Genomic DNA, 19013 nt, shown 5'->3' on the forward strand with positions numbered 1-19013 from the left:
GAAGGTGACGGATAAGCAGGCGCGCGGGGGCTGAGCGTCGAGGCCGGCCCGGGGGAGGTGCTCCGGCGTGCGGCCGGGGCCGGTGTGCCGGCCGGCCGGGGAGTCCCGGTCATGGCGTAGGGGGATCGGCCCGGTCGGTTGCCTCCGACTTGGTCGCGGTTCCAGGACGGGCCGGCGGCCGGCGGGGCCGGCCTGACCTCGGCGGGAGCATTGCCGGGAAGCAGTTCCGCCGTGGCCACGATGGTGGCGGCGGGAACCGCGGCGGCCAGCAGGCTGCGGAAGCCTCCCTCGCGTAACAGCTCCCATAAGGCCAGCAGCGGGACCGCGGAGAGCTCCAGCAGGCGTGGTCTCGGCCGCTGGGTCTTGGCCTCGGACCGCAGTATCCGGGCCGCGCACGCCACCTGGCCCCGCCGAAGATCCTTGTTGAGGACGATGACCGCGCGGCCGTCCTGCTCGCCGACATAGCCCAGCAGCCGGGCGGGCATCGACGCCCGGGCGAACGGGCCGATCCCGCCGCGGACCGGCGCGGCGGTGAGCAGGTACCGCCACACCTGCCCGGCGGCGTCGGTGTCTTCCGCTTCGGCGCCCGCTTCGGTGCCGGCGATCAGGATCAGGGTCGAGGCCTGGCCGGAGCCGGTCGGCGGTACCGGCAGGCATTTCCACCCATGCGCGTCCTGGAAGGCGTGCTCCAGTTCGGGCGGCGGGTTCCACAGCCGCCGCACGGCCAACTCGCTGCGCAGTTGGGCGTTCTCCCTGGTAAGCCTTTCGATCTGCTTGTGCAGGTCTTCAGTGTGGGGGTCCACGTCGTCTCCCCTTGTGTCACCGGCACGCCCCCGGTGCACACGCGTATCCCCCGGGCCGCATGCAGGTATGCCTTTGCGGCCATGTCCGGCCGGTATGGGACGGCGCCCGGAATTTCAAGCCCCTTCCGGCAGCGATCACCAGGAGTCCGAGGCACTCATCAGAGGCTCGTGACGCCGTACCGCGATCGAGCGAGATTCCGGGGCATGCGCCGCACGGGACCGGGAAGACAGGACCACTGGGGGGCTCGACGATGGGTGGTGCGGGCGTACACGGCATGGGGTGGCTTGCGCTGGAGGCCTTCGATCCGGCGCCGGTCGCGGTGGCGCTGACGATCGGGCCGGATCACCGTCTGGTGTACACCAACCTCGCCTACCGTGCGTTCGTCGGCGACCGTCCGCTCGGGGAGCCGATCGGGGAGGCGTTCGGCGCCGCGGCCAAGCAGGACTACGGCGAGTTGTTCGACCGTGTGCTGGCCACCGGTGAACCGGTGACCCTGGTGGATGCACCGGTGAAGCCGGCCGGCGCGGACGCCGAGGCGGAGGAGCGGTACTTCTCCTTCAGCCTCTCGCGGTTCACCCACGAGCGGCCCGGGGTGCTGGTGGTCGCGGTCGATGTCACCGAACAGGTCTCCGCGGTCGGACGGGCGGACCGGGCGACCGAGGAGCAGCGCCGGTCGCGGCGCCGGCTGGAGAGCCTGGTGTGGATGAACGCGCAGGTCGTGTGGATGACGGACGCGGACGGCCAGGTGATCGAATCGACCGGCGGGTGGGAGCACATCACCGGGCAGAGCCGGAAGGAGTTCCTCGGCGACGGCTGGATGCGGGCGCTGCACCCGGACGACCGCGAACCCACGACGCGGTCGTGGGACGAGACGCGCCGGCAGGTCCGCCCCTGGCATTACTTCTACCGGGTCCGCACGCGCGAGGGCGAGTACCGGCATTTCGAGGTGCGGTCCGCGCCGGTGATCGAGGACGGTGCCGTGGTCGAGTGGATCGGCACCTGCTTCGACGTGGAGGAGGAGTGGCGGGAGGGGCAGCGCCGCGAACTGCTCGCCCGCGCCGCCGCGGCCGCGGCCGAGCGGACCGAACTGACCGAGATGTTCGCCGCGCTCGCCGAGGTGCTGGTTCCCGAACTCGCCGACGGGTGCGGCGTGCACCTGCTCTCCGACCTGGGCGACCGTCCCGCGGGTGCTCCGATCACCGTGCAGCGCGTCGCCACCGCCGCGCGCCGCGACCTGCGGCAGCAGCCGCCCGCCGGCGAGGAGCGGTTCGCCCCCGACAGCGGGTTCGCCCGCGCGCTGGAGCGGAGGCGCCCGCTGCAGCGCACCTTCCCGCCGGGGCGGCCGCCGGCCGACCTGCTGCCCGGCAGCACCACCGCCTGGCTGACCGAGTCCGGCGCCACCAGCGTCGTGCTGATGCCGGTCGCCGTCGACGGGGCCGTGGCCGCGGTGGTCACCGCCGCCAGGCGCGGTGACCGCGGCCCGATGAGTCCCGACGACATCGCCCTCCTGGAGCAGATCTTCGAACACACCAACGACGCGCTGAGCGGCGCCGTCAAGTTCCACCGGACCCAGCAGGTCGCCCTGGCCCTGCAGCACAGCCTGCTCGCCGAGCCCCCGGAGCACCGCGACCTGCACATCGTCGCCAGGTACACGGCCAGCCCCGCCGGGGCCGAAGTGGGAGGCGACTGGTACGACTCGTTCGTCCTTCCCGACGGCGCGACCGTGGTGGCGATCGGTGACGTGGCGGGCCACGACCTGGCCGCCGCCGTCGACATGAGCCGGCTGCGCAACATGCTCCGCGTGCTGACCGCCGACCGGCTCGCCCCGCCCGGCGAGATCCTGCGCCGCCTGAACAGCGCGATGGAGACCGTGGCGCCGGATGCGACGGCGACCTGCGTCCTTGCCCGCGTCGAGGAGCCCGAACCGGGCCGGTGGCAGTTCAACTACGCCGTGGCCGGGCACCCGCCGCCGCTGCTGGTCACCGGCGACGGCGACGGCCGCTTCCTCGAGGAGGCGGCCAACCCGCTGCTGGGCATGCCCTTCGGGACCTACCACAGCGCGACCGAACCGCTCCCGCCCGGATCCACCCTGCTGCTGTACACCGACGGCCTGGTGGAGCATCCGGGCGAGCATCTGGACAGGGGCCTGGACCGGCTTCGCCGCCACGCCTGCGCACTCGCACACCAGCCCCTGGAGCACATGTGCGACGCGCTCGTGGCCGACCTGCCCGTCACCGGCACCGACGACATCGCCGTGATCGCCGTCCGGACTCCCGACACCGCCGCCCCTTCGACGGCCCCGGCCACAACCCGGCCGCCGGGCTGACGACCGGCCCGGGCCAGCGGACCTACCGCGACCGGCGGCGGCTGATCATCCGCGGCCGCTGCGCGCCCTTGCCGCCGAGGTGCGGCGGAGCGGGGTCGCCTACGAGGCATTGTTCACGAAGGCGCGGCCCGCGACGCGGCCGAGGTCGAGGGCGAAGTGGCTGCGGGGGCGACGGGGAGGGCGCCCGTCCGTCCGGAGACCGTGTCCCCGGGTGGGACGTCTCCGAGGGATCCGCGGCTCTGCCCGGCCACTTTTCCGCACATATGGGTTTGTCGTAGATAAGCGCAAAGATTCCGCTAGGTACCGTTATGTGCAAATTTGTTGCTTTTCCATTCTCTTGTGAGGGGCTCTCGCGAGTGGAGGAGGAGGCATCGTGAACGAAGCCCTGCCGCCGGATCCGGCTCCCGATCGCGAGCGTCCGAGGACACCGTCGCCGATCTCGGCGGCGAAGGTGCGGGTGCCCGGCCGCCGCAGCTGGTTCATCACCCGGCAACGCCTGACGGAGCGGCTCGAGCAGGGCACGCGGGGCCCGCTCACGGTCGTGACGGGGCCTCCCGGGGCGGGCAAGTCGGTCGCGGCGGCCTCCTGGGCGACAACGGGACGTCGGCCCGGGCCGGTCGCCTGGGTCTCCCTGGACGAGGCGGACCACCGTCCGGTCGCATTCTGGAGTCTCGTGTCCGCGGCGCTGGAACAGGCGGGAGTCGCCGATGTCCCCCGGCCCTCGGAGGGCGGGCACGACATCTTCTGCGCGCGGCTCACGTTCGCCCTGGCCGGCCGCGCGGCCCCGGTCGTCCTCGTGCTGGACGACTTCCATCCGCCGACCGGCTCCGATCTCGCTCGCGACGTGGCCCGCGTCCTCAAAGGGGCCGGTCCGGTGCTGCGGCTGGTGCTGATCTCCCGGACCGACCCGCCCCTTCCCCTGCACCGCTACCGGCTGACCGGTGAACTCGTCGAGATCAGGAGCGCGGATCTGGCCTTCGACGACGGCGAGATCCGCACACTGCTCGCCCACCACGGAGTGTCGGCGACCCCGGCGTCGGTCAGCGCCCTGCGCGAGCGGACCGAAGGGTGGGCGGCCGGTCTGCGGCTGGCCGCCATGACGATGGAGGGCCATCCGGACCCCGACGGCTTCGCCGCCGTGTTCGCCGGTGACGACCACGCCGTCGTCGACTACCTCGTCGCGGAGGTGCTGAACGTGCAGCCTCCCGCGGTCCGCCGGCTGCTGCTCAGGCTCAGCGTCGTAGACCGGTTCGACGCGGAACTGGCGGCAGAACTCGCCGGACCGGACGCGGATGAGCTGTTCGCGAACCTGGTGCGCGAGAACGCCTTCGTCCTGCCGGTGGCCCATGGGTGGTACCGCTTCCACTCGGTGCTCGGTGCGGCCCTGCACCTGACGCTGCGCCAAGAGCATCCGGCGCACGAGGCCGGGCTGCATCGGCGTGCGGCGGAATGGTTCAGCCGCACCGGGGCGCTCGAAGAGGCCGTCCAGCACGCGGTGCTGGCCGGAGACCCCGCCTACGCCTCCCGGCTCGTCGTCGACGATCTGGCGATCGGCCGTGTGCTCGGCCTGTCGGACGGCCGGGCGCTCCTTCCGCTCTTCGGCGACCTCCCGGACCGTGCCCTTGCCGGAGCCGCCGGACCCGAACCGCACCTCGTGGCCGCCGCGGTCTCGCTGGACCGGGGAGACGACGCGGGCCGCGCGGCGCACCTGGCCCGGGCGGAGCGCCTTCTGGCGGACCTGCCCGAGGACCGGGCGATCCCGGCGCGGCTGGCGGCCGGACTGATCAGGCTCGTCGCCGCCTGCCCGGAGCGGCGGGCGGATCTTCGCGACCTCGTCCACGGCCTGGACCGGTCACTGGACGCCCTCCCGTACGGGGCGCGGCACGACCTTCCGGAGCTGGACGCTCTGGTCGGCTACGCGCACGGCCTCCTGGAGTTGCGCGCCGGGCGGCCGGGGCGGGCCGAGCAGCGGTTCGAGCGCGCCCTGCCCGCCGCGCAGGCCGGTGGCGATCTTCAGCACCGCCGGTGCCTGGGCGGGCTGGCGTTGGCGGAGGCGCTCCAGGGCGGCTTCCGCCGAGCGGCCCGGCTGATGTCGGCGGCCGCGCGGTTGCCCGAGGTCTCCACCGGTCCTGCCGGGCGGCGGGTCGCGGCGGTCCATCTGACCTGCGCCTGGGTGGCACTGGAGGAGGCCCGCCTGGACGAGGCGCGGGACGAACTGGACAAGAGCCGGATGGCGATCGCCGACTGTCCCGACGCCCTCTTCTCCGCCTTGCACGACCTGCTCACCGCGCGCCTGGACGTGGCCGCCGGCCGGCCCGACCGGGCGCTGACCGTGCTGGACGCCATCGGCGGGGACGCCGCCGCCATGCCGTGGTTCCGGCGCAGGGTGCGGCTGGCCGAGGCCGAGGCGCACCTCGCGGGCGACGTGCCGGCGGAGGCGCGGGATGCCGCCCGCGATGCCGGCGGCGCCGAGGGCGCGGTCGCGCTCGCCCGCGTCCATCTGCACGAGGGGCACCCGGCGGCGGCGTCCCGGGCGGTCCGTCCCGTGCTGATGGAGCCGTCCGCGCCGGCCGCCGTCCGGGTGGACGCATGGCTGCTGGACGCCTGCCTGGCCTACCGGGAGGAGGACCGATCCCGGGGCCGCCGCTCGCTGGAGCGCGCGCTGCGGCTGGGTGAACGCGAGAAGATCGGGCTGCCGTTCGCCAGGGCGCGGCGCTGGCTGCTCCCCGTGCTGCACCGGGATCCGGAGCTCCTGCAGCCGCACCGGCGGTTCCTCGGACGGCTCGGCTTGGGCGGGGTTCCCGGCCGCGCGGATGCCGCCGCCCCCGCCGTCGTGGGGCCGCTGAGCGAGCGGGAACTGGAGGTGCTGACCCTGCTCTCCACGATGCTGACGACGGACGAGATAGCCACCGAGATGTACCTCTCGGTCAATACCGTCAAGACCCATCTGAGGAACATCTACCGCAAGCTCGCGGTGACGCGACGGGGTGAGGCGGTCCGCCGCGCACGCCGCTACCGGCTGCTGTGACCCCGTCCTGAAGCGTGCCCGGTCAGGGCGGAGCGGGCGGTAGCCGACGGACCCCGACCAGATCGAACCCCAGCGCCTGGACACGGTCCAGGATCCCGTACAGGGCCGCCTGGTCGAGACCCCGGCCGCACAGCACCGTCTCGCCGGGGTTGAGCGTGACGCTGAGCTCCTCGAAGGCGAGCCGGAGCGATGCACCGACCCGTCCCTTGATCCTTATCTCGTAGTCGCACGCCGCATGCGGTGGGCCGTGGCCCGATGTCGGCATGTCCGTCGGCACGTCGCCTCCTCTCGGCCCCGCCGGTCGCGGTCCCGCCCCTCGCGGGATCGCGGGGTCACCGTGCGGACGCGGCCTGCCGGTCGGCGCGGCGGATCCACAGGGTGACGAGGACGCCGATGATCCCCCAGGTGATCAACCAGAGACCGAACAGCCAGGTCAGGGCTACCAGACTGGCCTCCGGATAGGCCAGGACGGCGATCCCGGCGAGCACGGAGAGGCAGGCCGGGACCAGTTCGGGACCGCGTCCCGGCCGGTCCCTGTCCGAGAGCACGGCGACGGCTTCGATGATGCCGCCGAGCAGCCAGAACATACCGAAGAGCACGGCGAGTACGGCAACGGTCTGGAACAGGTGGCGCATGGCGAGGACGCCGATCGAGAGCGAGAGCACCCCGAGGACGGCCATGAGGGTGCGGGTGCCGGCGGTGAGGCCGGGGGCGACCGACTGCGCGATCCGGACGACCCCGTTGATGATGAGCTGGAGCCCGATGAGCACGGCCAGTACCCCGACGGTGACCCCGGGCCAGGCCACCACAACGACACCCAGCAGGAACGAGATGCCGCCGAGAGCCAGGGCCATCGCCTGGTGCTCGGTCACCATGTGCGTGAGCGTCGTGCCTTGCCTGTGATCGGGGACGGTTCCACCCGTCCTCGGAGATGTCGTCGACATCGTCGCTCCTCCCGTGTCCCCGTACGACGTCTCTGGCCCCCTGGACGACTCGTCCGTCCTGGCCGGGGCCGGTACCGGAATGACACAGTTTCCGCGGACCGTGCCGCATCCTCCGCAGCGGGTGATTGAGGCGCGGCCGGATCGCCCAGTTCCTGTTCCTGCCCTGCTACCCGGTGTGGTCGGTCGTCGTGATCGCCTTGGACGAGGACCGTGGTGCCGGTGCCCGGGCGGCGCCGGTCATCGCCGGCGGCGGCCGGTGGATCCGCCGCCGGGTGCCGCCGGCGTGCGCGGGAGATCGCGGGTGAACGCCAGCGAGCCCAGCACGAGTAGCGCGGTGGCCAGCAGCCCCACCTTCAGCGACAGGAGCTGCGCCTCCTCGTAGCCGTCGACGAGCGCGTCCGCGGTGGCGCTGTCGAGGCCCGCCTTCCGCGCGGCCGCCTGGATCTGGCTGGCGTCGACGAAGTCGACGCCGGTGCCGGCGGCCACGCCGACCTGCTCGGCGACCTGGGCGCCGATGCGCTCGTCCTGCTCGACCTTCGACACGAACGCGCCGGTCAGGCCGGCCAGGACGATCGCTCCGATGAGCGCGATGCCGAGCGAGGAGCCGAGCTGCTGGCCGGTGTACTGCAGGCCGCCCGCCTCCGCCCGGCTGCCGGACATGCCGACGGAGGACTGCACCAGGTTCCCGAGCTGGGAGACCATCAGCCCCATGCCGGTGCCGAGCACCCCCATCGAGAGCGCGAAGGCGGGGCCGGCCAGATCCGGCCGCACGGCCGCCATCAGGGCCAGGACCGCTGCGCCGGTGAGCACCAGGCCGGTCCGGACGATCGCTCGCACCGACAGCCGGGACGACAGCCGGGCTCCGGCCGCGGAGGCGGCGAACATCATGACGGAGACGGGCAGCATCCTGACGCCCGTCTCCAGCGCGTCGAGGCCGAGGACGAGCTGCAGGTACAGCGGCATGACGAAGAAGACGCCCATGAGGATGAGGTTCTGGGCGAACAGGCCGATCAGCCCGGCCCGGAGCGGCGGCGACTTCAGCAGGTCGAGGTGCAGCAGGGGATCGCCGGCCGCGTGCTCGCGGTGCCGCTGCCAGGCCATGAAGGCCCAGAGCAGCGTCCCGCCGAGCGCGACGACGAACAGCGTCGGCGAGAGGCCGAACGGCTCGACCGGAGCGTCCTTCGGCCGGACCCAGCCCCAGGTGCTGGACTGCAGGGTGCCGAACACGATCGTTCCGACTCCGCAGGCCGACAGCGCGGTGCCGGTGACGTCGAGGCGGGGAGCCGGACGGCCGCGGGCGGACTCCGCCAGCAGCCGCGCCGCCAGGAGGACGAGCACGACCAGGACCACCTCGCCGACGAAGATCACCCGCCAGGTCAGCTCGGTCGTCGCCCAGCCGCCGAGAATCGGCCCCACCGCGATCCCGGCCCCCGCGACCCCGCCGATCGCGGCGTAGGCGGCCGTGCGCTCGTGCCCCGTGAAGTTGTCGGCGACCAGCGCGACCAGCGCGGGCAGGACCAGCGCGGCGCCGATGCCCTCCAGTACCGACCAGCCGAGCGCGAGAACGGCCAGGGTCGGGGCCGCCGCGGTCAGTGCCGATCCGCAGGCGTAGACGACCAGCCCGGTGACGAAGGCGCGGCGCCGGCCGATGATGTCGCCGATCTTGGCGCCGGTCAGCATGAACATCGCCATCACCAGGCAGTAGAGGGTGATGACCGCCTGGATCGCGGGGACCGTCGTGTCGAAGTCGTCCACCAGCGTGCTGATCGAGACGTTCATGACCGACTGGTCGAGGACCATGACGAACTGCGCGGTCGCCAGTGCGAGCAGCGGCCCCCATCGTCCCATCGCGCGCCTCCGATACGCCGTGTCCCCGTCCCCGCCCGCGTTACGCTCCCGGGCCTCCCGCCGATGGCCCGGCGCGCGCCCGCTTCCCGTAGGCCGCCCGCTCGCCCGGAGTCCGGACGGCGGCACCGATGGTGGTCATGGACGCAACCCCTCCCGTCAGCCGCACGAACGGCATCCTCGGCGATGCCGCAGGCGGGACGCTTCACCCGCACGGGGTGAGTGACGTCCGGCGGAAGAGCCGTGACCGGAACGCCGCAGGAGACGGCCTGCCCGGAGCGGCGCCGCCCTACCGTCGAAGCGCGCTATGTCCGCCGGCCGGCCATGTCACCCGCTGTGGGTGATGCGGTGAGTCGAGGGGCGCAGGGAGCATGGGCCGCATCGGATGCGGAGGGCGGACGACTGGAGGACCACCATGGACGAACTCGCCGGCACCATCGCCGCAACGGACTACCCCTTGCTGAACGTCTTCTGGACCATGCTCTGGTTCTTCCTCTGGGTGCTGTTCCTGATGCTGCTCTTCAGGATCATCGCCGACATCTTCCGCGACGACCGGCTGAGCGGCTGGGGCAAGGCCGGATGGTCGATCTTCGTGATCGTGCTGCCGTTCCTCGGTGCCTTCGTGTACCTGATCGCGCGCGGCCGGGACATGGGGGAACGCGACCTGCGAGCGGTCCGCAAGCGCGATGAGCAGTTCCGTGCCTATGTCCGTGAGACCGCCGGGGCAGAGCCGACGAGCACCGACGAGCTGGTCAAGCTCGCCGAGCTCAGAAAACACGGTGACATCAGCGAAGCGGAGTACCAACGGGCGAAGACCAGAGTCCTGGCCTGAAGGCGCCCATGATGGCGCCCGCCATCTGTTCCCCGTGTCGACCGGGACGACTCGACCCGGCTTGCGCCCGCCGGCGCAGGCACTGCTCCAACGACCGGCCTGTCTGCGGTGGGCTGTGGTCGGTCTACCGTGGCGGCTGATCACCGGCGTCCCGGCGTGCTCCGGCCGGGTCAGGTGGGCCAGGCGGCCATCGCCAGGTCGACGATCCGGTCGAGTTCCTCCCGGGACGCCCCGTCGGCGGCCTGGACGGACATGCCCTGCAGCGTGGCGGCGTAGAACGCGGCCATGGCCGCCGGGTCCGCGGTGCCCGGAAGCGCTCCGGTCTGCCGGTCCGCGGCGATCCGGTCGCGGAAGGCCCGTTTGCTCGCCTCCCGCCGGTCCCGGAGCTCCCGTTTCACCTCCGCGGACGAGCAGTTGGTCGCGGCACTGATGATCATGCAGCCGGGCGGCAGGGCGGGGTCAGTGTACTCGCGCGCGGCCTCGCGCAGCAGCCGCTCGATGCTCGCCCGCGCGGTCGGCTCCTCGGCCAGGGCCCGGGTGCTGAAGGAGCCGTAGGTCTCGGCATAGCGCCCGACCGCCTCGGTGAACACCCGGTGCTTGTCGCCGAAGGCCCCGTAGAGGCTGGGCGCGTTGATCCCCATCGCCTTGGTCAGCATCGAGATCGACGTCGCCTCGTACCCGTGGCGCCAGAACGTCATCAGCGCCTGCTCCAGGGCGGCGCCGCGGTCGAACGATCGAGGTCGGCTCACACCTCCATTTTATATCGATCGCTAAGAAACCTACTATGATCAACGCTAGTTGTAGCGAGCACTACAAAACTCGGAGGTCCACCATGTCCAGCGCCGCCTACGCCCGCACTGTGCACGGCCACGGCCCCGGCCTGCTCCTCGCGCACGGCGCCGGGGGCGGTGTCGCCGCCAACTTCGGCCCGATCCTGGACGACCTGGCCGCCGCCCGCACCGTCGTCGCGATCGACTACCCGGGCACCGGCGACACCCCGAAGGCGACCGCGCCGCTCTCCCTCGACGACCTGGCCGACCAGCTCGTCGCCGCCGGACTCGCCGAAGGGCTGGACACCTTCGCCATCGCCGGCTACTCCCTCGGCGCCGCGGTCGCCGCCCGCGCCGCCACGCGCCACCCCGACCGGGTCACCGCCCTGGTGCTGACCGCCCCGTTCGCGCACCCCGACGCCCCGTTCCGCGCCGTCGCCGAGCGCTGGCGCGACCTCTGCCTCGCCGGTGACCACGACGGCGTCGCCCGCCACATCGTCCCCCTCGCGCTCGGCCCCGCCGTCCCCGATCTCGAAGCCGTCATCGCCGACACCGCCCGGACCCTGCCGCCCGGCTCCGCCGACCACGCCGACCTCGTCGCCCGCGTCGACGTCCGCGCCGACCTGGCCGCGCTCAGCGTCCCCACCTTGGTCATCTCCACCACCGATGACGGACTCGTCCCGCCGCACTTTCACCGCGAGGCGGCCGCCCTCTCCGGCGCCGAACTCGCCGCACTCGACACCGGGCACCTCCCCTTCGCCCAGCGCCCGGAAGAGTGGCGGAACCTCATCACCTCCTTCCTGTCCCAGGCTGCGCCGGCGGCCGCCGGGTAACCCGGAGACCGGCGGCTCACCGAGTCATAACGGCGGGTGCGCGGAGGGCCACCTCGGGGTTCTGCACTGCGGTGCGTACGACCCCGAGGCCGGGCGGTGCGACCGCCGAATCGCTCCGTTCGTCATCACGTCGTCCGTTCTGCCAGGTGGAGGGCGACGGTCAACGGTCCTCAGCCGCCGGCGGTGCGGGGCGGGGCGGGGACGAACGGTGGACGCGGCCGCGGCGGCGCAGCAGGACGATCGCGATCACCGAGGCCAGCAGGGAGGCGGCCAGGACGGCGGTGGAGGCGATCTGGGCGGTGGCGGCGTCGGGGGTGGCGAGCTGGGAGACCAGGAGGCTGACGGTGTAGCCGATGGCGCCCAGCATCGCGATCGGGACGACGTCGCCCCAGCCGACGCCGCTCGGGAGCGTGCCGATGCGCAGCCGGACGGCCAGCCAGGTGCCGCCGAAGATGCCGAGGAACTTGCCGGCGAGCAGGCCGAAGAAGACGCCGTGGGCGAGCGGGTCGGTCAGGGCGTCGCTGAACGCGCCGAGCGAGATGCCCGCGGCCGCGAGTGCGAAGAGCGGGACGATGAGCCCGGCCGAGAGCGGGTGGAGCCGGTGCTCCAGCCGTGAGCCGGCGCTCTCGTTCTCGTCGCCGATCGGGGCGACGGGGGTGAGCAGTCCGAGGGCGATGCCGGCGACGGTGGCGTGGACGCCGGTGCTGTGGACGCAGATCCAGACCGCGACGGCCAGCGGCACCATGACCCACGGCGTGGTGATGCGGCGGCGGTGCAGCCACCAGTACAGGGCGCAGAGCAGGACCGCGAGGACGAGGTAGGCCAGGTTGACGCCGGAGGTGAACAGGAGCGCGATGAGCGCGATGGCGCCCAGGTCGTCGATGACGGCCATCGACAGCAGCAGGACGCGCACGCCGGCGGGGAGGCCGGCGCCCGCGAGGGCGAGGACGCCGAGGGCGAACGCGATGTCGGTGGCGACGGGGATGGCCCAGGCGCCGCTGTCGGCGGCGGCTCCGCGCGACACGGCCAGCGCGATGGCGGCGGGCACGAGCATCCCGCCGCCGGCCGCGAACAGAGGCAGCGCCGCCGCCCGCCATCCGGCCAGCTCCCCGACCGTCAGCTCGCGCTTGACCTCGACCCCGGCGACGAAGAAGAAGATCGCCAGCAGGGCGTCCGACGCCCAGCCGGCCAGCGTCAGGTGCAGGTGCAGCCAGTCCGGACCGAGCCCGGCCTCCGCGCCCCAGACTTGCGCGTAGGCGCCGGGAGCCGCGTTCGCCCAGATGAGGGCCACCGCCGTGGCCAGGAGGAGGAGCCGTCCCCCGGTCGTCTCCTGGCGGAGGAAGTCGCCGAGGGTGGCGGCCGCGCCGCGGTCGTCGGTACGGCGGGACAGGCCGGGGGAGGTCGGGTGCACGGGTCTCCACTCTGCGGGGTTGTCGAACGGACCGCCGACCAGACTTCCCGGCACACCTGGAACACACGCTATCTGCTCGACGGTCCGCTTCTCGTCGCGGGCCCCCTCCCGAAGCGAGGACCCGGGCACCTCCTGGATGCGGCGATCGAGGCACCCGGGTGCACTCAGGGGCCGGCCGCCGAGCCTCAGCCAGAGTCATCGCGGGAGGTACCGAGCCAGGAGTGAAGGCTCCCCATTCTTTCGGAGCCTCTTTTTCCGGCGGTCTGTTGCTGATCATTGAACGAGCGTTTAACGTGGTCCCCGTGCGAACGCGGAACACGTCTCCGGCCGACGGCGACCCCGGCGCGTCAGCCCGTATCCGGGACGCCGCGATCGACCGGTTCGGGAGGGACGGCTTCAGCACCGGGCTGCGGTCCATCGCCGAGGACGCGGCGGTCTCCCCGGGGCTGGTCGTGCACTACTTCGGCTCCAAGCAGGGCCTGCGGCGCGCGTGCGACGCGCACGTGCGCGAGGTGATCGCCACGGAGAAGCGGGCCGCCACGACCGACGGCAGCGCCGCACAGCTCCTCGCGCGGCTGGCCGACATCGAGCGGTTCGCCCCCATCGTCCTGTACGTGGTGCGATCGCTGCGCGAGGGCGGTGACCTGGCCGTCGAGCTGTTCGAGGACATGATCGACGACGCGACGCACTACCTGGAGGCGGGCGTGGCGGCCGGGGTGATCCGGCCGAGCCGCGACCCGGCCGCGCGGGCGCGGGTGATGGCCTACCAGGCGATGGGCTCCATGCTGATGTGGCTCACGCTGCACCCCGAGCACGCCGAACCGGCGTCCTTCGGCAAGGCCCTGCGCGCCTACATCGAGGAGGTGACACCCCCCATGCTGGAGATGTTCACCGAGGGGCTCTACACCGACCGGGCGCTCCTGGAGGAGTACCTCCTGTACGTTCCCGACCCGCCCCGCGACGGCTCGCAGGACTGACGCGCCGCGCCATTCTCACCACTCCACCGAGTGGTCTGTCGACCGTGTTCGACGCTCCCTTTCTTCATGCTTTTCAGCGAGGGCTGAACAATGACTTCTGCCATCGAGATCAACGACCTGCGCAAGTCCTTCGGGAAAGTGACGGCGCTGGACGGGCTCGACCTGTCGGTCGAGGCCGGCCACGTCCACGGGTTCCTCGGGCCGAACGGCGCCGGAAAATCCACCACGATCCGGATCCTGCTCGGCGTGCTCCGCGCCGACGCCGGACGGGCCCGGCTCCTGGGCGGCGACCCCTGGAGCGACGCCGTCGCGCTGCACCGCCGCCTCGCCTACGTCCCCGGGGATGTGGAGCTGTGGCCCAACCTGACCGGCGGCGAGGCCATCGACCTGTTCGCCCGGCTTCGCGGCGGCACCGACCCGGCCCGCCGCGACGAGCTGTGCGAGCGGTTCGACCTGGACCCCACCAAGAAGGGCCGCACCTACTCCAAGGGCAACCGGCAGAAGGTCGCGCTGGTGTCCGCGCTGGCCGGCGACGTCGACCTGCTGCTGCTGGACGAGCCGACCGCCGGACTCGACCCGCTCATGGAGGCCGTCTTCCAGGAGTGCATCCGCGAGGCCCGCGAGGCCGGGCGGACGGTCCTGCTGTCCAGCCACATCCTCGCCCAGGTGGAGGCCCTCGCCGACCGCGTCTCCATCATCCGCAGCGGCCGGATCGTGGAGACCGGCACGCTGACGGAGCTGCGGCACCTGACCCGCACCACCGTCACCGCGACCACCGACCGGGACACCGGCGCCCTCGCGGGCCTGCCCGGCGTCCACGACCTCCGCACCGAGAACGGGCAGATCCGCTTCGACGTCGACGGCGACCATCTGGCGGCCGCCGTCGCCCGCCTCGGCGAGCTGGACGTCCAGGCCCTCACCGCGCACCCGCCGACGCTGGAGCAGCTGCTGCTGCGCCACTACGGCGACGAGCTCGCCCGCACCGGCAACGGCGCGGCCGCCGCCGGGAGGACGTCATGACCGCGACGACCCTGCCCGCGCCCGTCCGGGCCGCGTCCGGGGGAGCACTGGCGGGAACGGGCACGCTGCTGCGGTTCATGCTGCGCCGCGACCGCGTCAGGTTCCCCGCCTGGACGCTCGGTGTGGCGCTGCTGATGGGCTACTTCACCACCGCGCTGAAGTCCGTCTACACCACGACCGAGCAGCTGGAGTCGGTCAGCGCCTTCTCCACCAGCCCTGCCGGGGCGATCTTCGGCGGCCCGGGGTACGGCTACGACGCCATCACCATCGAACGGTTCCTGTCGGGCCAGTACGGGCTGTACGTCATGCTCGGCGCGGCGCTGATGGCGCTGCTGACGGTCACCCGGCACACCCGCGCCGAGGAGCGCTCGGGGCGCGCCGAACTCGTCCGCGCGAACGTCGTCGGACGGTCCGCCCAGCTCACGGCCGCGCTGATCCTCACCGCGCTGATGTGCGCCGCCGTCGCCGTCCTGGTCACCGCGATCACGCTCGCCGGCGGGTACGCCCCTGCGGGGTCGGTCCTGTTCGGGGCGTCCGTCGGTGCCGTCGGCCTGGTGTTCGGCGGTATCGCCGCGGCCGCCGTGCAGGTCTTCGCCTACCCGCGCGGCGCGTCCGGACTCACCGGAGCGGTCCTCGGCGCCGCGTTCGTCGTCCGGGGCATCGGCGACATGGCGGCCGTCCAGGGCGGCGGCGCCTCCTGGCTGTCGTGGCTGTCCCCGATCGGCTGGTCGCAGCAGACCGCGCCCTACGTGCTCGACCGGTGGTGGCCGCTGGCCCTCTCACTGGCCTGCGCCGCCGCGACCGCCGCCGCCGGATACCGCCTGTCCGGCGGCCGCGACCTGGACGCGGGACTCCTTCCACCGCGACCGGGCCCGCCCGGCGCCGCCGCCTGGCTCCGCAGCGCGCCGACCTTGGCCTTCCGCCTCCAGCGCGCCGCGATCACCGGCTGGAGCGTCGCGCTCCTGGTCGCCGGCGTGGCCTACGGCGCGTTCGCCCAGCCGATGGCCGACGGGCTGGACGACGCCCCGGAAGACCTGATCGCCGTCATGGGCGGCGGCGGTGACCTGGTCGCCGGCTACCTCGGCGTCATGGGGCTGACCATGGCGTTCACGGTCGCCGTGTTCGCGATCCTGGCCGTGCAGTCGGTACGGGCCGAGGAGTCGGCCGGACGCACCGAACCCGTCCTGGCCACCGCCGTCAGCCGCACCGGCTGGCTCGGCGGCAACCTCGCCGTCACCGCCCTCGCCGTCCCGTGGCTGCTGTTCCTCGCGGGCCTCGGCACCGGCGCGGCCGCCGCCGTCGGCACCGGCGACGCCGCTCTCCTGTGGAAGACGGTCCTGGGGCATATGGCCCACACGCCGGCCGTGTGGCTGCTCCTCGCCGCCGCCGGAATGCTCTATGGCGCACTGCCCCGCGCGATGCCGGTCGTCTGGGCCGTCCTCGGCTACGGCGTCGTCGCGGGGTTCTTCGCCCCGATCCTCGACATCCCCGGCAGCGCAGTGGACGTCTCGCCGTTCGCGCACGTCGGCGAGTATCCGCGCGAAGACGTGAGCGGCGCGGCGGTCGGGGTCCTGGCCCTTCTGGCCGCCGTCCTCACGGTGCTCGCGCTGCGCGCCTTCGACCGCCGAGACCTCACGTCCAAGGCATGACGCCGCACCGTCCGCCCTGCCCGGGCGGACGGGTGCCGGGCGGTCACACCGGGATCGCCCGATGGGGGAGAGGCCCGCGCGGCAGGGGGCGACTCCTGCTCATTCCGGACGTTCCGCGACGTCGTCGCCCGAGCCCGCCACCGGGTCGGCCGTGTCCGGCGCGGGGCGGCGGTTCTTCTGCAGGCGTGCCCGGGCCCGACCGTGCCAGGCGGGCACTTCACGTTCGTCGTCGAAGCTGCGTGCGACGATGATGTCGGTGGAGGAGTGCGCGAGGATCGACAGCGCGATGGTGGCGCCGACGAGGTGGAAGATGTGGTCGCCGGCCGCGATCCCCGATTCCAGCACCAGCAGCCCGTAGACGACCGAGGCGAAGCCCTTGGGCCCGAACCACATCACCGCGGCCTGCTCCCGCATGGTCAGCCGCGACCGCAGGAACGACACCCAGATCGCGACCGGCCGGGCGACCACGAGCGCGAGGACGGCGAACGCCCAGCCCGTCCAGCCGACGTCGCCGAGGAACGCCGGGGACAGCAGCGCGCCGAACACCAGCAGCGCGGCGAGCTTGAGGAGTTCGGCGACCAGTTCGCCGAACTCCTCGAACGCCTCCCGGTGCTCGTGCCCGATGGTGGCGACGGTCACGCCGGCGGCGAATGCGGCCAGGAACAGGTTGCCGTGCGTGGCCTGCGCCGTCGCCAGCACCAGCAGGCCGATCGCCACGGCGTTCAGCGGCTCGTACTTGGGCGCGATCGCGAACCACCGGGTCCGCACCAGCATGATCGCGGCCCACGGGATCGCGACCCCGATGGCCAGCCCGCCGGCCAGTTCGCCCGCCAGCTCACCGAAGTGCAGGTCCTCCTCGCCCTGCGCGATCGCCAGGAAGATCACCACGAACGGCAGGACGAGCCCGTCGTTGACCCCCGACTCCACGTTCAGCAGGTGCCGCAGCCGCGGCGGCACCTTCTCGTTGCCGACCAGCGCGGCGGCGAACACCGGGTCGGTCGGGGTGAGAACCGCCGCGATGAGCAGCGACTCCACCCATCCCAGCCCCACGAGGTAGTGCGCGAAGAGCGCCGTGATCCCCAGGGTGAGGGGCAGGCCCCAGCCCAGAGCGCGTCCGGGCAGCCGCCAGGCGCTGCGCAGGTCCTGCCAGCCGGCGTGCATTCCGTCGGTGAAGAGCACGGCGAACAGCGCCAGCTCGGCCAGCCGGGAGACGATCTCGTCCCCGGGCTGAAGGAAGACCAGGCCGGTGGCGCCGTCGCCGAGCAGGAACCCGCCGACCAGGAACAGCGCCGCCGTGGACAGCACGGTCCGGTGCGCCAGGTTCGACACCAGCACCGCGAGCAGCAGCATGGCGGCGAAGGCGAGCAGCAGATTCGTCATGTGAGTCTTTCCGGGGTCGGCGACAGCAGTGCCGACCAGACTTCCCGGCTCACCAGGTCACGACCCTAACGGGATCCGGCGCCACTCGTCACCGGCGTCCGGCGAAGCGCGCGTAGGTGACGACCACGGCGGCGTCGGCCGTGCCGCGGCCGCCGTCGGCGGCCCACCACCTCATCGCCGGTGACGCGCTGACCGCCTCGGCGAGGGCGGCACGGACCCCTGGCACGGGTCGCCGCGAGCTCGCCCTCGGTCCTCCGCCGGCGGCTCGCCGAAGATCTCGTCGGCGAGTTCGGGATCGTAGAAGACCGGCTGCCATGCGGGCAATGCGTGGGGCATTGGCCGGCCAGAGGCCTGTGCCGGAGGTCTATCGCCTGTAACTGCCGGTCAAAGGCGACCTTGTGCCGGGGAACCGGCGCTCTAGGGCGTGTCGCGGGGCTGTTTCTGGTTGGTGCGGTCCTTTTGGAGTTGGGCGTTGATGCGTTGGGCTTCGGCGAGTTGGTCTTCCAGGATGATGATGCGGCAGGCGGCTTCCAGTGGTGTGCCCTGGTCGATCAGGTCGCGGGCGCGTTGTGCCAAGCGCAGTTGGTAGCGCGAGTAGCGGCGGTGCCCGCCGGGTGAGCGCTGCGGAACGATCAGGCGGGCGGTGTCCAGGCTGCGCAGGAATGCCGGGGTGACGTCCAGCATCTCTGCGGCGCGGCCCATGCTGTAGGCCGGGTAGTCCTCGTCGTCGAGCTTGCCCTCGAGCCCGCCGGATTCCACCGGGGTCTGCGCGAGATACCGATCTGGCTGGTCGCCGGCCTGAGCCGGCTGGGATGCTTTCACTAAACCTTCCGTACTGCCTTGTGGTGGGCAGTGACGACGACAGGGGCCCCGGCGCCATACTGCGGCGCCGGGGCCCAGAGGTACAACACCATCTACCGGCCCTGACGGGCCGGTCCTCCGCGTCGGCCGCCCGGATGGGGGCGGGGATGCGGGGATCGCGTATGCGTGACCGTAGACCACCGTCCAATCTGTGGAGCTGCGGTACCCGCGCGGCGTGACTGGAGCCTGCGACGGGCGATCCCGATGGCGTCGAACCCTCCTTTCCTCGACATCACTACCGGTACTGCGTGTTCTTACTGCGTTGTGCTGTGCACTGCCCCCGGCGGCCCGTTGGCCGCCGGGCCGACCGGCTGCCGGGCCCCTTCCACTGCG

Annotated in this window: 16 protein-coding genes; 7 read left to right on the forward strand and 9 right to left on the reverse strand. The window is 72.7% G+C overall.

Annotation, left to right across the window (positions count from 1 at the left end):
* On the reverse strand, window positions 1–803 hold an 803-nt coding region (locus E1284_RS10595), incomplete at its 3' end, for a hypothetical protein (RefSeq protein ID WP_207923678.1).
* Between the two features lie 275 nt (window positions 804–1078).
* Here E1284_RS10595 and E1284_RS10600 point away from each other — a divergent pair.
* Entirely contained in the window at window positions 1079–3130 is a 2052-nt protein-coding gene (locus E1284_RS10600; protein ID WP_243714392.1) for a SpoIIE family protein phosphatase, read from the forward strand.
* A 373-nt stretch (window positions 3131–3503) separates the two neighbouring features.
* A complete protein-coding gene (locus tag E1284_RS42460; RefSeq protein ID WP_207923679.1) occupies window positions 3504–6158 on the forward strand; it encodes a winged helix-turn-helix domain-containing protein in 2655 nt (884 codons plus the stop codon).
* A 22-nt stretch (window positions 6159–6180) separates the two neighbouring features.
* On the opposite strand, the gene E1284_RS10610 is transcribed toward E1284_RS42460, so the two are convergent.
* From E1284_RS10610 to E1284_RS10620, 3 genes are all read right to left on the reverse strand, one after another.
* Entirely contained in the window at window positions 6181–6435 is a 255-nt protein-coding gene (locus tag E1284_RS10610; RefSeq protein ID WP_207923680.1) for a hypothetical protein, read from the reverse strand.
* 55 nt (window positions 6436–6490) lie between these two features.
* Complete coding sequence (locus E1284_RS10615) at window positions 6491–7102, reverse strand: HdeD family acid-resistance protein (protein ID WP_131938858.1); 612 nt, start codon at window positions 7100–7102, stop codon at window positions 6491–6493.
* A gap of 237 nt (window positions 7103–7339) precedes the next feature.
* Window positions 7340–8950 (reverse strand): MFS transporter, encoded by a 1611-nt coding sequence (locus E1284_RS10620; protein WP_131938859.1) that lies wholly within the window; start codon window positions 8948–8950, stop codon window positions 7340–7342.
* 412 nt (window positions 8951–9362) lie between these two features.
* Between E1284_RS10620 and E1284_RS10625 the strand changes: the two genes are divergently transcribed.
* The gene (locus tag E1284_RS10625) at window positions 9363–9779 is read left to right on the forward strand and encodes an SHOCT domain-containing protein (protein ID WP_131938860.1); all 417 of its coding nucleotides are present in this window, start codon (window positions 9363–9365) and stop codon (window positions 9777–9779) included.
* A gap of 170 nt (window positions 9780–9949) precedes the next feature.
* Here E1284_RS10625 and E1284_RS10630 read toward each other — a convergent pair whose 3' ends face one another.
* Window positions 9950–10528, reverse strand: a complete 579-nt coding sequence (locus E1284_RS10630) for a TetR/AcrR family transcriptional regulator (protein WP_243714393.1) — start codon at window positions 10526–10528, stop codon at window positions 9950–9952.
* Between the two features lie 83 nt (window positions 10529–10611).
* On the opposite strand from E1284_RS10630, the gene E1284_RS10635 reads away from it, so the two are divergent.
* Window positions 10612–11382 (forward strand): alpha/beta fold hydrolase, encoded by a 771-nt coding sequence (locus E1284_RS10635; RefSeq protein ID WP_131938861.1) that lies wholly within the window; start codon window positions 10612–10614, stop codon window positions 11380–11382.
* Between the two features lie 160 nt (window positions 11383–11542).
* Here E1284_RS10635 and nhaA read toward each other — a convergent pair whose 3' ends face one another.
* On the reverse strand, window positions 11543–12793 hold the full coding sequence (gene nhaA / locus E1284_RS10640; RefSeq protein ID WP_207923681.1) for a Na+/H+ antiporter NhaA: 1251 nt from the start codon (window positions 12791–12793) through the stop codon (window positions 11543–11545).
* Between the two features lie 302 nt (window positions 12794–13095).
* Between nhaA and E1284_RS10645 the strand changes: the two genes are divergently transcribed.
* From E1284_RS10645 to E1284_RS10655, 3 genes are all read left to right on the forward strand, one after another.
* Window positions 13096–13770, forward strand: a complete 675-nt coding sequence (locus tag E1284_RS10645; RefSeq protein WP_131938862.1) for a TetR/AcrR family transcriptional regulator — start codon at window positions 13096–13098, stop codon at window positions 13768–13770.
* A 90-nt stretch (window positions 13771–13860) separates the two neighbouring features.
* On the forward strand, window positions 13861–14790 hold the full coding sequence (locus tag E1284_RS10650) for an ABC transporter ATP-binding protein (protein ID WP_131938863.1): 930 nt from the start codon (window positions 13861–13863) through the stop codon (window positions 14788–14790).
* The gene (locus tag E1284_RS10655; protein ID WP_131938864.1) at window positions 14787–16439 is read left to right on the forward strand and encodes an ABC transporter permease; all 1653 of its coding nucleotides are present in this window, start codon (window positions 14787–14789) and stop codon (window positions 16437–16439) included. The genes E1284_RS10650 and E1284_RS10655 overlap by 4 nt, the downstream gene beginning before the upstream one ends.
* Before the next feature lie 99 nt (window positions 16440–16538).
* Here the strand turns inward: E1284_RS10655 and E1284_RS10660 are convergent, their stop codons facing one another.
* The 3 genes from E1284_RS10660 to E1284_RS10665 all read right to left on the reverse strand — a co-directional run bounded on the left by E1284_RS10660 (window position 16539) and on the right by E1284_RS10665 (window position 18521).
* Window positions 16539–17819, reverse strand: coding sequence for a cation:proton antiporter (locus tag E1284_RS10660; RefSeq protein WP_131938865.1), 1281 nt, complete (start codon window positions 17817–17819; stop codon window positions 16539–16541).
* Between the two features lie 88 nt (window positions 17820–17907).
* Entirely contained in the window at window positions 17908–18045 is a 138-nt protein-coding gene (locus tag E1284_RS41360; protein ID WP_165965210.1) for a hypothetical protein, read from the reverse strand.
* A gap of 191 nt (window positions 18046–18236) precedes the next feature.
* Complete coding sequence (locus E1284_RS10665) at window positions 18237–18521, reverse strand: MerR family transcriptional regulator (protein ID WP_131938890.1); 285 nt, start codon at window positions 18519–18521, stop codon at window positions 18237–18239.
* Window positions 18522–19013 lie beyond the last annotated feature (492 nt).

It is taken from the genome of Actinomadura bangladeshensis (genome assembly GCF_004348335.1).
Lineage (GTDB): Bacteria > Actinomycetota > Actinomycetes > Streptosporangiales > Streptosporangiaceae > Spirillospora > Spirillospora bangladeshensis.

Excerpts from the sequence above, each read along its gene's own strand:
- E1284_RS10600 (WP_243714392.1), top strand. The coding sequence starts at position 1,079 with ATGGGGTGGCTTGCGCTGGAGGCCTTCGATCCGGCGCCGGTCGCGGTG.
- E1284_RS10615 (WP_131938858.1), bottom strand. The coding sequence starts at position 7,102 with ATGTCGACGACATCTCCGAGGACGGGTGGAACCGTCCCCGATCACAGG.
- E1284_RS10620 (WP_131938859.1), bottom strand. The coding sequence starts at position 8,950 with ATGGGACGATGGGGGCCGCTGCTCGCACTGGCGACCGCGCAGTTCGTC.
- E1284_RS10625 (WP_131938860.1), top strand. The coding sequence starts at position 9,363 with ATGGACGAACTCGCCGGCACCATCGCCGCAACGGACTACCCCTTGCTG.
- E1284_RS10635 (WP_131938861.1), top strand. The coding sequence starts at position 10,612 with ATGTCCAGCGCCGCCTACGCCCGCACTGTGCACGGCCACGGCCCCGGC.
- E1284_RS10650 (WP_131938863.1), top strand. The coding sequence starts at position 13,861 with ATGACTTCTGCCATCGAGATCAACGACCTGCGCAAGTCCTTCGGGAAA.
- E1284_RS10655 (WP_131938864.1), top strand. The coding sequence starts at position 14,787 with ATGACCGCGACGACCCTGCCCGCGCCCGTCCGGGCCGCGTCCGGGGGA.
- E1284_RS10660 (WP_131938865.1), bottom strand. The coding sequence starts at position 17,819 with ATGACGAATCTGCTGCTCGCCTTCGCCGCCATGCTGCTGCTCGCGGTG.
- E1284_RS10665 (WP_131938890.1), bottom strand. The coding sequence starts at position 18,521 with ATGGGCCGCGCCGCAGAGATGCTGGACGTCACCCCGGCATTCCTGCGC.